General features: G+C 73.2%; 9 protein-coding genes. 2 read left to right on the top strand and 7 right to left on the bottom strand.

The features are described from left to right. Positions 1-19: 19 nt before the first annotated feature. Positions 20-1,339, bottom strand: coding sequence for a serine/threonine-protein kinase (locus tag RM779_RS10335; RefSeq protein WP_311617378.1), 1,320 nt, complete (start codon positions 1,337-1,339; stop codon positions 20-22). Between the two features lie 97 nt (positions 1,340-1,436). Between RM779_RS10335 and RM779_RS10330 the strand changes: the two genes are divergently transcribed. Further along, a complete protein-coding gene (locus RM779_RS10330) occupies positions 1,437-3,155 on the top strand; it encodes a hypothetical protein (protein WP_311617377.1) in 1,719 nt (572 codons plus the stop codon). Between the two features lie 67 nt (positions 3,156-3,222). Here the strand turns inward: RM779_RS10330 and RM779_RS10325 are convergent, their stop codons facing one another. The 3 genes from RM779_RS10325 to RM779_RS10315 form a co-directional block, all read right to left on the bottom strand. After that, positions 3,223-5,529 (bottom strand): FtsX-like permease family protein, encoded by a 2,307-nt coding sequence (locus RM779_RS10325; protein ID WP_311617376.1) that lies wholly within the window; start codon positions 5,527-5,529, stop codon positions 3,223-3,225. Between the two features lie 192 nt (positions 5,530-5,721). Beyond that, entirely contained in the window at positions 5,722-6,444 is a 723-nt protein-coding gene (locus RM779_RS10320) for an ABC transporter ATP-binding protein (RefSeq protein WP_311617375.1), read from the bottom strand. Further along, positions 6,441-6,965: a PadR family transcriptional regulator gene (locus RM779_RS10315; protein WP_311617374.1), complete on the bottom strand. Its 525-nt coding sequence runs from the start codon at positions 6,963-6,965 to the stop codon at positions 6,441-6,443. Before RM779_RS10315 ends, RM779_RS10320 begins: the two co-directional genes overlap by 4 nt. A 183-nt stretch (positions 6,966-7,148) precedes the next feature. On the opposite strand from RM779_RS10315, the gene RM779_RS10310 reads away from it, so the two are divergent. Continuing rightward, complete coding sequence (locus tag RM779_RS10310; protein ID WP_394813265.1) at positions 7,149-9,122, top strand: alpha/beta hydrolase; 1,974 nt, start codon at positions 7,149-7,151, stop codon at positions 9,120-9,122. On the opposite strand, the gene RM779_RS10305 is transcribed toward RM779_RS10310, so the two are convergent. The 3 genes from RM779_RS10305 to RM779_RS10295 form a co-directional block, all read right to left on the bottom strand. Continuing rightward, the gene (locus tag RM779_RS10305; protein WP_311617373.1) at positions 9,119-10,675 is read right to left on the bottom strand and encodes an AI-2E family transporter; all 1,557 of its coding nucleotides are present in this window, start codon (positions 10,673-10,675) and stop codon (positions 9,119-9,121) included. The genes RM779_RS10310 and RM779_RS10305 overlap by 4 nt on opposite strands. 170 nt (positions 10,676-10,845) lie before the next feature. Beyond that, positions 10,846-11,559 carry an aggregation-promoting factor C-terminal-like domain-containing protein gene (locus RM779_RS10300; RefSeq protein ID WP_449657294.1) on the bottom strand — a complete coding sequence of 238 codons (714 nt, stop codon included), beginning with the start codon at positions 11,557-11,559 and terminating at the stop codon, positions 10,846-10,848. A 477-nt stretch (positions 11,560-12,036) separates the two neighbouring features. After that, a complete protein-coding gene (locus RM779_RS10295) occupies positions 12,037-13,338 on the bottom strand; it encodes a PhoH family protein (protein ID WP_077063279.1) in 1,302 nt (433 codons plus the stop codon). Between the last annotated feature and the right edge of the window lie 208 nt (positions 13,339-13,546).

The following is a 13,546-nucleotide window of genomic DNA, read 5'->3' as shown; positions in this document are numbered from 1 at the left end:
ACCGGTCTGCCGGGCGGGCTCAGTCGAGGGTTATCCGCTTGCCCGCCAACGCCCGACGAGCGCGCCGGGTGCGGCGCGCGCCGTGCTCGCGCCTCAGTTGCTCGGCGACGGCGGTGCGCACCGGTGAGTCGAGCGAGCCGAGCTGGACGCACGCGCGTTCCGTCGGCCAGCCGTCGGGACCGTAGTAGGCGGCCAGCTCGGGGATCAGCGCGGCCCACAGCGCGGGCGAACGTTCCTTCAGCGCGCGCTCGGTCCGCCGCCGCAGCTCACCGGCCTCGCTCGGGCGCAGCCGGTCAGCGACGGCCGTCCGGTCGGGCGGCGCCTGCCGCCCCTCCTCCGGGCCCCGCGGCGCCGCCTCCCGTCGCTCCCGCCGCGTACCGCCGGGGCCGGGGCGGGCGCGCGGACCGAGGGTGGGCGCCGTCGCGGGCGCCGGTTGCGGGGCGGCCGGGGCCGCCGGGGCGGGCGGGGCGGCCGGGGCGGGCGGGGCGGCCGGGGCGCGCTGCAGATCGCGCAGGAGGTCGCGGGTCTCGGCGGCCGACGCCGGGCGGTCCGCGCGGTCCTTGGCGAGCAGCCGCAGCACCAGCGCGTCGACCTCCGCGGGAACGTCAGGCCGCAGCGCACTCGGCGGCTCGGGCTCCTGGTACACCTGCCGGTACATGACCTGCATCGCCGTGCCGCCGGGCGGGAACACCGTCCGGCCGGTCAGCATCCCGAACAGCACGCAGCCCAGCGCGTACAGGTCGGTACCGGCGTCCACGGGGTCGCCGGTGCACTGTTCGGGTGCCATGTAGTCGGGCGTTCCGATCACGGTGCCGGTGGCCGTGATCGAGGACCGCCGCTGCTCGCCGAGGCCCTCGGCGAAGCGCGCGATGCCGAAGTCCAGCAGCTTCACTCGGCCGTGGCTGAGCATGACATTCCCCGGTTTGAGGTCGCGGTGCACGATCCCCGTGCCCGGCGCGTGCGCGGCGGCCAGCGCGTCCGCGATCTGCGCGGCCCACTCCAGCGCGTCCGCCCGCGGCGGCACGCCCTCTGCCAGGCGCTCCGACAGTGACCGGCCGGGCACCAGCTCCATCACCAGGAAGACGGCGGGCCTGCCGTCGAACGTGCCGGTGAACAGGTCGTGCACCATGACGATGTGCGGATGCGCGAGCCCGGCGATGGCCATGGCCTCCCGTTCCAGACGCCGCACCAGCTCGCTGTCCGCGCCGTCCGTCGCGGTCTTGATCGCCACATCGCGGCCGAGCCGTTCGTCCTTCGCCCGCCAGACCTGGCCCATGCCGCCCTCGCCGAGCTTGCTGAGCAGCCGGTACCGGCCCTCGACGACGTCCCCCACCGCCATCCGTCCCCCATGCGCCGTGTCTGACCGATTGTCAGTAGGACGGCTTAGGATTTCACAGCATGGCCCGGGACCGGGTCGGCGGGGCAGGGGGTGGGGCATGCGCGGCGCCGTGGCGGCACTGGCGGGACTGGTCGGGTCCGTTCTGCTCTTCGGCCTGCTCATCGCGCCCCCGGCGCACGCCGCCGGGCAGCTGGATGCCGCGGCGGAGGCCCTGGCCGACGGCCCCGGCGTGTGGGTCGCCGAGGACTACGAGGGCATCGACGAGCGGACCGTCGAGCTGATGCGCGCCCGGTACGCCGCCGCCGAGACGCCGATCCGGGTCGCGATGCTCACCGAGGAGATGGGCGAGGGCGACGCGGCGGCCGAGGAGCTGGCCGCGAGCGTCGGTGAGCGGGGCGTCTACCTCGTGTACAACGAGGTGTCCTCACCTGTCAGCGACAGCCCGGTGACCGCGAGGGCCTGGGCCGTGACGGGCGTGCCGGTGACCCGCGAGGACCTTGAGGCCGAGGACGCGCACCGCATCGGCATCCCCTCGGGCAACTTCCTGTTGTCGCTGCCCGACGCCCTCGACGACGACCTGCGGCCCTCGGTCGCCGCCGTCTCGGACGACGACCCGTTCTTCGTCGACCCCGCCGTCACCGCGGCGTTCCCCGCGCTGGACGTGCAGTTGCTGCGCGACTCCTTCGCTGAGGTGCCGCGGATACGGGCCGCGCTGGTCTCCGGCGTCGGCGGCGACCTGGAGGCGGCACAGGCGTCGATGCTGACCGACCTGCCCGACGACGGCGTCGCGGTGCTCATCCAGTGGGAGGACGACGGCGCCTTCTCCGCCGTCTTCGGCGCCGGTCCCGACGTGCCGTACGAGATATACGATCTTGAGACCGTCATCGGCGCCTCGGCCATCACCGAAGTGCCGGTGGACCAAGTGCCACAGCGGCTGGCCCTGCTGGCGGCGCTGCTCTCGCCCGTGGACCCCGCGGAGACCGCTCGGGCGGCGCTCGCGGACACCGCCGTCTATGTGCACCCCGGGATATCCGACTGGCGGACGACGCCGGAGGAGGTGGCGGAGCACGCCGAGGAGTTGACGGCGGCCGACCCGTCGGCCAGGGTGGCGTTCCTTCCGGAGCCCGTGCTCGACCTCCGCTTCGGCGATCCGCTGCCGGGGCCCGAGAGCGCGCTCGCCGAGCTGGTCGCCGCCGACGGGCAGAATGTGGCGGTGTTCACCGTCGCCCCCTACCACGGCGGCCACATGAGCACGACCTCCGCGACCGGGGAGGCGTCGTTCGTCGAGGCCGCCGGGTGGGCGCACGGCAGCGACGCGTTCATCGGGGAGACGCTGACCGACCTGCTGGGACGCATCGAGTCGGCGGACGGCTTCGGCCCCTCACTCGGCGCCCTCGCAGGAGTGGCCCTCGGGCCCTTCGAGCTGCTGCTTCTCCTGTCGGTCGCGGCCCTGCTGGCGCGCGTGCTCGGCAGGCGGCTCACCCGGCGCCAGCGCCGGGCCAGGGCCGCCGCCGCCCGCCGCAGGCGGCTGGCGGCCATGCCGCCGGCCCGCGTCCGCAGCGAGTTGGCCACCGCGGAGCTGGCCGCGCGGGCGGCCGCCGCGGACCTCATACGGCTCGGCGACGACCTGGCGGACGTTCCGCCGCCCGCGTCCCCGGGCGATCTGCGGGCGCTGAAGCGGCTGCGCGGCGAGTACGAGCGCCTGCTCGACGCCCACGCGAACGTCACGTCGCGCCAGGACGTCGTCCGCCTCCGCCAGGACCTCACGCGCGTCCGCCGCGGCCTCGACCGGCTGCCACGCCCCGTGAGCCGCTGAGACCGCGGGCGCGGCCCGCGGCCCGGCCGCCCCGCGGAAAACCGCGTGGGGCGGCCGGGCCCGGGTGTCACTCGGTGCGCAGCCCATCGGGGCGCATCAGCCGCCACAGCAGCGGGAGGCTGACGAGGGTCACCAGCGCGATCGTGGCGGCCCCCGCCCCGGCCATCGGCAGGAACGCGAGCCAGCCGCCCAGCCGGAGATCGGCCATGCTCATCAGCAGCGCGCCGAGCCCCGTTCCGACGGCCGCGGCCACCGCCAGGCCGAGGACCACCGGCACGGCCGTCTGCCACAGCACCGACGCGGCCAGCGTGCCGCGCCGGGTACCGAAGGCGACCAGCGCGGACAGCAGCCTTCTGCGTTCCCGCAGTTGCTCGAACATCGAGACGATCATGCTGGCGCCGATGAGCAGCATGATCCCGGTCGCGCCGACGAGCAGGGCCTGCTGGACGTCGAGCAGCTCGTCCGAAACCCGCTCCGACTCCAGCTCCCACACCTGCGCGGGCGGGCTCATCTCCCAGGCCACATTCCGGACGTGCTCGATGACGTCGGCCTCGTGCGGATCGACCCGCAGCAGCACCTCGGTCCATGGGTCCGCCAGCAGTCCGGGGTCGATGGCGGCCGGCGTGGCCAGGATGCCGACGTGCTCCTGCCCGCTCGCATCCGGCCTCGACTCCACCACGGGCACCGTCTCGGGAACCGTCCACCACCGGGGCTCGCCGGCCACCTCGCCGGTCTCCCAGCTGACGGCGAGGTTGAGCCGCTCCCCGGGCGCGGGCAGGCTGGACTCCGGCACGTCGCTGCCGTTCGCGAGGAAGACGTCACCGTTCGCGCACGAGGGAAGGACGGCCGACTCCCGCAGCGTTCCGCAGTCGGCCACCAGCACGGGAGTGAAGTCACCCGCCTCCGTGATCGCATCCCCCGCCACGCTGCCGAAGCTGTCCGTGACCCCGGGCGCCGACTCAAGACGGCCGACCAGTGCGCTCATGTCGCCGCCGTCCGCGGACGTTCGGCTGACCTCGATCTGTGCGCGGTCCGGGTCGTCGCCGGTGACCACCGTCTGATCGGCCCGCGCGCCGAAGAACAGCATGTGCAGCGCGATCGCACCGGCGACCGCCACCGTGATGCCGCTCACCGTACGCGCCGCTGTACCGCTGCTGAGCTGGAGCCGCCGCGTGGCGAGCTGCCAGGAGACGGGACCGCCGCGCAGCCGCCCGACGATCCGTTCGACCAGCCACGGCAGCAGGACCGTGGTGCCCGCGAGCAGCAGCACGATACCCGTGGCGACCCGCCCCTGTTCCGCGGAACTGCCGCTGTCGAACGAGCCCACGAACGGCAGGAGCAGCAGCAGCCCCAGCACCCCCGGGGCCAGCCGCCACATCAGACGGCGGCGCGGCACGGAGCTCTCCCGGACCACGCCCAGCGGCTCGATGGCTATCCCCCGCAGCGCGAAGAGCGACGCGGCCACCGCCGAGACCGGCACCGCCACCAGGATCAGCGCGAGCAGCAGCGGGGACGGAACGATGTCGCCCGGATAGGTGCTGAACTCCCAGACCGTGATGGAGCCGAGAAACTGCCGCAGCGCGAGGAACGCCCCCACGCCGGCCACCAGCCCGAACAGCGCGCCCACCAGGGCCTCGCCCGCCGCGATCCGCCGCGTCATGTCGGTGTCCGCGCCCAGCAGGCGCAGCGCCGCGAGCCGCTGGTCGCGGCGTTCGCCGCCGAACCGGACCGCGGTGGCCATGAACACGGCCACCGGCATCAGCAGGACCACGCAGATGACGACGATGAGCAGCACCAGCACGGCAGGCAGTTCGGTGCCCGCGGCGTCGACGCCGAAGGTGTCGGTGCGCAACGCGCGCTCCTCGGGGAGCGCCTCGGTGCCCGCGTAGTACAGCAGCTCGTTCGGGCCCTTCAGCCCCTCGGCTCCGATGGTGCCGGCCCGCCGGTGGTCGAAGCGCTCGGCGAGCAGCTCGCCCTCCGGCGAATCCAGCAGCTCGCCCAGCGCCGGGGAGACGGCCATCTCGCCCGGGGCGGGGAACGCGTCGAGGCCGGGCGGCGGTTCCGCCGTCGTGTCCGCACCCGCGTCGGGCCGCAGCAGCATGCCGCCGACGGAGTCGCCCCGGTATTCGGTGCCGGCGAAGATGTACTGCACCGTGTCCGGCCCGGGCGGCACCTCCTCTCCCAGGGAAACGGGAGAGCGGGCGTCGTCGCGCGCGTTCCGCTCAGCCACCGCGTGCGGCACGGACGCGGCCAGCAGCAGCACGACGACGCCGAGCCCGACCCCCGCCGCGGTCAGCAGCGTGCGCGTCCAGCCCGGCCCGCCGGACAGGGCGAACCGCGCGCCGACCGCCAGCTCCCGCGCCCACGAGGACACTCGCCCACCGCCGCTCACAGCACCACCCCGTTCGCTTCTCCGACCGCGCGGCAACACCCACGCGCCCACCCCGACCGCGGCCGCCAGGCCACACGCCCGCCGCTCACAGCACCACCCCGTTCGCTTCTCCGGCCGCGCGGCAACACCCACGCGCCCACCCCGACCGCGGCCGCCAGGCCACACGCCCGCCGCTCACAGTGCCCCCGCCATATCGCGGGCCCGGCCGTCGCGGACCACGACCTCGCGGTCGGAATAGGCGGCCACCCGGGACTCGTGGGTGACCAGCACCACCGCGGCCTTCGTGTCCTGCGCGGCGGCGACGAGGAGTTGCATGACGCGTTCGCCGTTGAGGGAGTCGAGTGCGCCGGTCGGTTCGTCGGCGAACAGCACGCGCGGCGTGTTGACCAGCGCGCGGGCCACGGCCACGCGCTGGCCCTGACCGCCGGAGATCTGTCCCGGCCGGTGGTGCCGGACGTCGTCGACCTCCAGCCGGGCCAGCCACTCGGTGGCGCGGGCCGCGGCGGCCTTGCGCCCGGTGCCGGTCAGCCGCAGCGGCAGCGCGACGTTCTCCTCGCAGGTCAACTCGGGTACCAGCTGGCCGAACTGGAACACGAAACCGAAGTCGGCGCGGCGCAGCGCGCTGCGTTCGCCGTCGGACAGGCTGCCCAGGTCGCGGCCGTTGTAGCGCACGGTGCCCTGATCCGGCGGGACGATGCCCGCCAGGCAGTGCAGCAGTGTGGACTTGCCCGAACCCGAGGGCCCCATCACGGCGACGGTCTCGCCGGCGCGGATGGAGAAGTCGGCGCCCGCCAGGGCGGGCGTGCTGCCGTACGTCTTGTGCAGGCCCGTCGCGGCGAGCAGGGGGGTCTCCGCGGTCGCGGCCGGCGGTGCGGGGTCGTATGCGGTACTGCTCATGTGTGGATCTCCGATGCGAGCCGGTCGAGGCGGGCCGCGGTGAGGTCGAGCCAGCGCAGGTCGGCTTCGAGGTGGAACAGGGCGTGGTCGCAGATGAGCTGGTCGGCGAGGTCGCCGGTGGCCTTGCGCCGGGTCAGCCCGCGCATCAGGCGCAGGTGTTCCGCACGCTGCGTGTCGAGCAGCGCGTCGGCGTTGCGTCCGGTCAGCAGCGCGAGGACGACCTTGGTGTACAGCACGCTCTGGAGGTAGGGCTCGGGCTTCTCCGGGGTGGCAAGCCAGCCCTCGACATCGGTGACCCCGGCGTCGGTGATGGCGTACCGCTTGCGCTCGGGTCCCCCGCCCGCCTCTATGCCGTCGACCTCGACGAGGCCGTTCTTCAGGAGCCGGGACATCGTCGAGTAGACCTGCCCGTAGTGCAGTGGCCGGTCCTGCCCGAAGCGGGCGTCGAAGGCGCGTTTCAGGTCGTACCCGTGGCGCGGTCCGGCTTCGAGGAGGCCGAGGAGCGTGTGGCTGATGGACATGCCCCGCACTATACACACCAGGTATACATGCGGTGTATAGACGTGGGCATAGCACCGTACCCGACGGTGTCGTCACCCGCGCAGCACGGAAAGGACCCAAGCACGCAACGTCGCCTGCCGCCGCCGCGTCTGATCCCCTAGCGTGAAGAGGCAGGACGCCGGGGCGGACGAGGCGGAGACGAAGTGACTGAACAGACGGCGCCGGACGCCGATCCGGAGCACAGGTCCGGCTCCGGCGCCGCCGACAGGGCCGGCGCCATCCGGGCCGACGCCGCGGAGCCGGATGTCGCCGACCCCGGCGCCACCCCGGACGAACGGCCCGCCACCCCGGACGAACGGCCCGCCACCCCGGACGAACGCCCCGCCACCGCGGACGAACGGCCCGCCACCGCGGCCGGCAGACGCGCCGAGGAGGCCCGCGGGGCCGTCCTCACGGCCCGCCGGCTCGCGGTCGCGTTCGTCCGGCAGCCCTACTGGGAACGCCCCGGCTCCACCTGGATCGTCAGGCGCTGGCCCGACCTGACCGCCTGCCTGGCGGCCACGTTCTTCTTCTGGCTGTCGCTGACGCCCTCGCTGGTCCCCCGCCCCTGGTACTACCAGGGCGCGATCGGCGGCATCACCGCCGCCATCGGCTACGGCCTCGGGGCGCTGGCCTCCTGGCTGTTCCGGCTGCTCTCGCCCTGGCAGCCGAGCCGACGGGTGCGGGCGCGCTGCTGGCTGGCGTACCTGCTGCTCCTGCCGTGCGTGGTCGCCTACCTGCTGGGCAGCAGCGCCGACATGCAGCGCGAGCTGCGGCGGCTCCAGGGGCTGCCGCCCACGCTCACCTGGCACTCGCTGATGATCGCCCTGATCTCCCTCGCGGTGCTCGCCCTCCTGCTGCTGGCCGCCCGCGGCATCCGCCTCGGCACGCGGCTGCTGACCCGGCTGCTCAACCGGTTCGTGCCGTGGCCCGTCGCGGTCGCGCTCGGCCTGGCGATGTCCACCACGATCGTCGTCATCGGCACCAGGGACGTCGTCTGGGACCGCGGCATCCTCGGCGTCGCCGACCGGCTGGCCGCCGCGAAGGACCGCAGCACCGACCCGGGCGTCATGCGGCCCTACTCACCGATGCTGTCCGGCAGCCCCGACTCCCTCATCGACTGGGACGATCTGGGCAACAAGGGCAGAACGTTCACCGGCAGCGCCATCTCGGGCCAGGAGATCGCCGGCTTCACCGGCGAGGAGGCCGAGAATCCCATCCGCGCCTACGTCGGGCGCGCCGCCTACGACGACTACGCGGACGGCGCGGAACTGGCCGTGCGCGAACTGGAGCGCACCGGCGCCTTCGACCGCGCGGTGCTGGCCGTCACCGGCACCACCGGCACCGGCTGGGTCAACCCGACGACGGTGGAGGCGCTGGAGTACATGCACGGCGGCGACACGGCCGTCGTCACCATGCAGTACTCGTACCTGCCGAGCTGGGCCTCGTTCATGGTGGACAGGAACGAGGCGGGCCTCGCGACCGAGGCGCTGTTCGACGCGGTGCACGCGCGGTGGGAGCAGGAGCCGGCGGACGAACGGCCCACCCTGCTGGTGTTCGGCGAGAGCCTGGCCGTCTCCGCGGTCGAGTCGGCGTTCGACGGCCTGGACGACATGATCGCCAGGACGGACGGCGCGCTGATGATCGGCCCGCCCGACTTCAGCCCGATCCACAGCGAGCTGACCGAGAACCGCGAGCCGGGCAGCCCGGTGTGGCGCCCGGTCTACGACGCGGGACGGAACGTGCGCTTCGCCCAGTTCCCCGACTCGGACCTGCTCCTGCCGGAGGGCCAGGTCTGGGAGGAGCCGCGGATCGTCTACCTCCAGAACGCGTCCGACCCCGTCGTGTGGTGGTCGCCCGACCTGCTGTTCAAGCGGCCCGAATGGCTGAACGAGCCGCTGGGGCCCGACGTCACCTCGTCGATCGACTGGTTCCCGTTCGTCACGTTCTGGCAGACCACCGTGGACATGGCGGTCTCCTACGGGGCGCCCGCCCCCCACGGGCACCGCTACGGCTCCAACCCGGTCGACGCCTGGGCGGCCATCGCGCCGCCCGAGGGCTGGACCGCCACGGACACCGACCGGCTGAGCTGGCTCCTCGAAGTCCGCCACCCCCCGAAGCACGGCTGGGCCGGCTAGACCTCCGGCCCCTGCCCGCCCGGCCCCCGGTCGTCCGGTGTCTGCGGGCCCGGTGTCTGCGGGCCCGGTGTCTGCGGGCCCGTGGGCGGGGGTGACGCGGGGTCGCCGGGTGGGGGGGCGGTGGTGGGGGCGAGTTCGGCGATGGTGGCGCCGCTGCTCTCCTGGTTCGCGCGCCGGTCCGCCTCCTCCTGGTACGCCCGCAGGTAGCCGACCACCGTGCTGGTCACCGCGATCAGCGGCACCGCCACGATCGCGCCCGGAATCCCGGCCAGCATCGACCCGGCCGCGACGCCGAGCACGACGGCGAGCGGGTGCACGCGCACCATCCGGCCGAGGATGAACGGCTGGAGGACGTTGCCCTCGATCTGCTGGACCAGCAGCACCACGCCCAGCACCATCAGCGCGTCCACCGCGCCGTTGGTCACCAGCGCCACCAGCACGGCGAGCGCGCCCGACGCGATGGCGCCGACCAGCGGCACGAACGCGGAGACGAAGACGATCACGGCCAGCGGTACGGCCATCGGCACATCGATGAAGAACAGGCCGAGCCCGATGCCGACCGCGTCGATCAGCGCCACTATCACCGTGCCGCGCACGTAGCCCGTCAGCGTGATCCAGGCGCGCGGCCCGGCGCCGGCGACGCCCTCGCGGGCCGCCCGCGGCACAAGACGCAGGAACCAGTGCCACACTGCGCGGCCGTCGTAGAGGAGGAACAGGACGACGAACAGCGTGATACCGGCACCGGTGAAGAACTCGACCACGTAGTTGACGCCTTCGAGCCCGGCCGAGGTCAGCGTGTCGCTGTTGTCGCTGATCCATTCGTTGATGTCGTCGACCCAGCCGTCGAGATTCTCCTCGGTGATGTCGAACGGCAGCTCAAGGACCCAGTCCCGCAGCTCCTCGATGCCCTCCTGGACCCGGCCGGTCAGATCCTCGGAGTTGTCTATCACCTGCCAGACCACGAACCAGCCCATCAGGCCCATGACGGCGAAACCGCCGAACGCCGTCACCGCCGTGGCCGCCCCGCGGCTGAAGCCCATCCGCTTCAGCCAGCCGACGAACGGCTGGAGCAGCGCGGTGATCAGCAGGCCGGCGGCGAAGGAGATGACCAGCAGGCTGACCGAGCTGACCACCTGCATGAGCATCCACACCACGGCGGCGAGCACCAGCGCCCGCCACCCGGCCTCGGCGGCCACCCGCACACCCCACGGAATCGCCTCAGCGGGCTTGGGCCGCGGCCCGGGCGGCGGACCGCTCGGCGGCACGGCCGGCGGCTCGCCGCCCGGGCCGGCGGGGCCCGCGAGGCCGGGCGGCTCCGCCGCGGCGGGCTCCTCACCGCTCACCACGCGCCGCGCCCTGGCCTGGAGCCGCTCCCTGGGCACGGGGCCCGTGCCGGTGTCCTCGACGACGCCCGCCGCCTCGGCTTCGGCCTCCCCCTGCTGGCCGGCCTCGTGCTCACGGCGCTCCTGCTCGCGTTCGGCGGCCGCCCGGAAGCCGGATACCCGTCTCCCCGCACGCGACAAACCGGCCCTTACCCGGCCCAGTGCTGACATCCCATTTCCCTCCGCCCCCAGTTTCCTCACGCGGTGCGCGGCACGACGTTACCGTGCACCGCGCCACGCCGGGGACCGCACCGGACAACGACGAAGTCCCCGTTCCGCAACGGAACGGGGACTTCGCACGGCGTGCCGTACCGGCACCTCTCAATACCAGCCAGTACCAGTCAGTACCAGTTGTTGGCCTGCCAGAACTCCCAGGCACCGCACGGGCTTCCGTAGCGGTCCTCCATGTAGTTCACACCCCAGCGGATCTGGGTCGCCGGGTTCGTCTGCCAGTCGGAGCCCTGGGACGACATCTTCGAACCGGGCAGCGCCTGCATCAGGCCGTAGGCGCCCGAGGACGGGTTGGTCGCCGTGTGGTCCCAGCCGCTCTCGTGGTCCACGATGTTGGAGAAGCACTGGAACTGGTCGGCCGCCACGATCTGGCGGGCCATGGCCTGCACTTCCGACTTCGTGTACGAGGACTGCACCGGGAACGTGGCGGACTCGCTCGCGGCGGCGGCGGACCGTGCCTCTTCCGCGGCGCGCTCCGCCTCCTCGCGCTCGGCCTGCTCCTGCGCCTCTCGCTCGGCCTCCGCCCGGCGCTCCGCCGCGCTTTCGGCGGCCTGGATGCGCGCGGCCTCCTGCGCGGCACGCCGCGCGTCGGCGTCGGCGGCATTGCTCTGCGACTCGACCTGCTGCGTCAGCGAGGCGGTGTGCAGATCGGCATTCGTGCCGGCGGGTATCTCAGCGAGCAGCGTCGCGTCGGCCGCGACGGCCTCGATGTTCTCCGCAGGGCGGCCCTGATCGTCTCCCGAGGCGACACCGACGGCAGCGCCGACGCTGGTCACCGCGGTGGCGGACGCCACTGCGAATCCCCGGACCGAAATCCCGGTCACACGGTTTCCTTCCGACATCGCCCGCCGGATGTCCCGCCGGGCGCAATCGTGCCCCTGACTCGGGCCTCCTCAGGTATTGACGCAGGAGGCGCTGGCCCGGTCGGGGCCGCGCGCGGTGAGGCGCGGGGTCCACGTGTTCTTCGGGCGGCATACGGCGAGCGGCTGTTCAGTTGTAAAACGCAGTCCTTGCGGTGTCCTTGGGAGACACTCGGTGCCGTATGCGGGGCCTGACAGACGCACACACTGCCGGACCCGCACACCCGGAAGCAATTCAGCCCTCTGTGGGAAAGCTCACAGGCCGATAGGGCTTGCCAAACCGCCGATACCGTTCCGTGACCCGCCCGCCTGCGCTTATCCGGCGCGAACACCCGGCGCGCCGGGCGCTTTGGGGCCGGTCACCCGATTCACGGAATTGGTCCGTCGTGCGCAGACTTCGACCCGCCCGCGCCTTTCGGGTGCGGGCGGGCCGAAAAGCCGTTAAATACGGTCGTCTTCGAGCATTTCCGTCACGAGCGCGGCGATCGGCGACCGTTCCGAACGGGTCAGGGTCACGTGCGCGAAGAGCGGGTGGCCCTTCAGCTTCTCCACCACCGCCACCACGCCGTCGTAGCGCCCCACGCGCAAGTTGTCCCGCTGTGCCACGTCGTGCGTCAGCACCACCCGCGAGTCCTGCCCGATCCGGGACAGCACCGTCAGCAGCACGTTCCGTTCGAGTGACTGGGCCTCGTCGACGATGACGAACGCGTCGTGCAGCGACCGGCCGCGGATGTGGGTCAGCGGCAGCACCTCCAGCATGCCGCGGGCCACCACCTCCTCGATGACCTCGCGCGTCGTCACGGCCGACAGCGTGTCGAAGACGGCCTGCGCCCACGGGTTCATCTTCTCGGCCTCGGTGCCCGGCAGGTAGCCGAGGTCCTGGCCGCCGACGGCGTACAGCGGCCGGAAGACGACCACCCGGCTGTGCTGGCGCCGTTCGAGCACCGCTTCGAGCCCCGCGCACAGCGCCAGCGCCGACTTGCCGGTGCCGGCCCTGCCTCCCATCGACACGATGCCCACCTCCGGGTCCAGCAGCAGGTCGAGCGCGATCCGCTGCTCGGCGCTCCGCCCGTGAATCCCGAACGCCTCCCGGTCCCCGCGCACCAGACGCACGCGCCCGTCCGGCGCCACGCGCCCGAGCGCGCGCCCGCGCTCGGAGGAGATCACCAGGCCGGTGTGCACCGGCAGCGTCGCGGCCGTCTCGTCGTGCAGGCTCTCCGTCGCGAACAGCTCGTCCACGGCCTCGGCGCTCATCGGCATCTCCACCAGGCCGGTCCAGCCGTCCGAGTCGGTGATGGCCAGTTCCGCGCGGTACTCCTCCGCGGCCAGGCCCACCGAGGACGCCTTGATGCGCAGCGGCAGGTCCTTCGACACGACGGTGACGTCGTGGCCCTCCGCCTGGAGGTTGCGCGCCACGGCCAGGATGCGCGAGTCGTTGTCCGCGAGCCGGCCCCGCTCGTTGAGCATCGCCGGCGGGAGCACGGTCGGGTCCGAGTGGTTCAGCTCGACCCGCAGCGTGCCGCCGAGATCGCCGATGGGCAGCGGCGTGTCCAGCCGCCCGAACCGTACGCGGTACCCGTCGAGCCGGCGCAGGACCTGCCGGGCGAAGTAGCCCAGCTCCGGGTGGTGACGCTTCGCCTCTAGCTCGGAGATGACAACGACCGGAAGGACGACCTCATGCTCGTCGAAGCGGGTGATGGCCGCCGGGTCGGCGAGGAGAACGCTGGTGTCCAGGACGTACATGCGCCGGTCGTGCGAGCGCTTCTTGCTGGTGGCCACGAGTGGACGAACCCCCTCGAATGAGGTGCGGGAACAAGGCGCCCAGGGCGCCTGGGATCAAGACGGCCGGCCCCGGCCCGTGGCGCACGGGACCGGTACCGGCCCTTGTCCCCGCCTGAAAAGGGGGTGTTGTGGTGCGCAAAGGGCCTCCCGGCGGACCACACGGATGCGC

The organism is Streptomyces johnsoniae (genome assembly GCF_031845565.1).
GTDB classification, from domain to species: domain Bacteria; phylum Actinomycetota; class Actinomycetes; order Streptomycetales; family Streptomycetaceae; genus Streptomyces; species Streptomyces johnsoniae.
This window is presented reverse-complemented; position numbering and strand designations above follow the sequence as displayed.